The sequence below is a fragment of the Bathymodiolus heckerae thiotrophic gill symbiont genome, assembly GCF_900128515.1.
In the GTDB taxonomy this organism is placed as follows: domain Bacteria; phylum Pseudomonadota; class Gammaproteobacteria; order PS1; family Pseudothioglobaceae; genus Thioglobus_A.
Map to the genome: position 1 here is coordinate 1 of NZ_FQTP01000247.1, position 893 is coordinate 893.

An 893-nucleotide genomic window follows, 5' to 3' on the forward strand; every position below is an offset into this window, starting at 1 on the left:
TCAGTATTTCTTTTTCTTGGGTTGTCAAAGGAGCTGTTTATTTGCATTGTTTGGGATCATATCACCTAATTCTACAGCATTATGTAATACCAATTTTTTTGTACGAACTTACGGGGCGCTGTACTAGTTTTATATCCTTGAGAAATATTCCTCCAAAGATACCTTTTGAGACGATGCGAAAAATTACAACATATTTTAATACTGCAGAATCTGATTACAAACTTGATCCATCCTATGAAGATACTGAAAAAACGGCAATTAAAAGTAATGTAACAATCTTCAAAGACCTACAAAAATTTCAAAGTGTCGGTCTGGTTGTTCCCGTTGATGCCCAATTTATGTATTTTGCTGCAATTAATTCAAAATCCTGCCGTCTTACTGCTCTAGGGTAACCGTTCAGACCCTTACGGTTAAAACCTAAAAATCTTGACAAAAACACCTTGTAAGTGTTTATTATATCGATAATTTCACAAAGGCGTTTAAGGCTCATGGTTCTCAAGGAACAGGAATTACTACAAATTGATGAGCCATTCATCCGCAAACTTCTGGAAAAAGATCCTGACGCACTCGCTGGGTTGAGCATCAATCTGGCCAATGATCTTAAAGAAGCAATGGAGCGCCTCAATCAAAACCCGTCGAATAGTTCAAAGCCTTCAGGCAGTCTTGCTCCTTGGGATAAAGGCTCAAGAGATAATGAAGAAGACGAAGAGCTGGAACATGAGGACAAAGAGGCTCTTAAGTCAGGAACCGACAAGGAAAGGTCGTCGGACGATACTCCTGATGTGGATACTGGCGAAAGCAAGAAAGAAAACGGCCATCAGCAGGAAGACTCAGAGAAACAACGCAAACCCGGTCGTCAACCTGGGTCACAAGGCTTTGGTCGCACTCAATTA

Annotated in this window: 2 pseudogenes; both read left to right on the forward strand. The window is 40.3% G+C overall.

Features of this window, described 5'->3' with window-relative positions:
- A pseudogene (locus tag BTHERMOSOX_RS11645) lies at positions 1 to 392 on the forward strand (hypothetical protein); the annotation flags it as partial.
- A gap of 96 nt (positions 393 to 488) precedes the next feature.
- Positions 489 to 893 (forward strand): annotated as a pseudogene (locus tag BTHERMOSOX_RS11650) (IS66 family transposase); the annotation flags it as partial.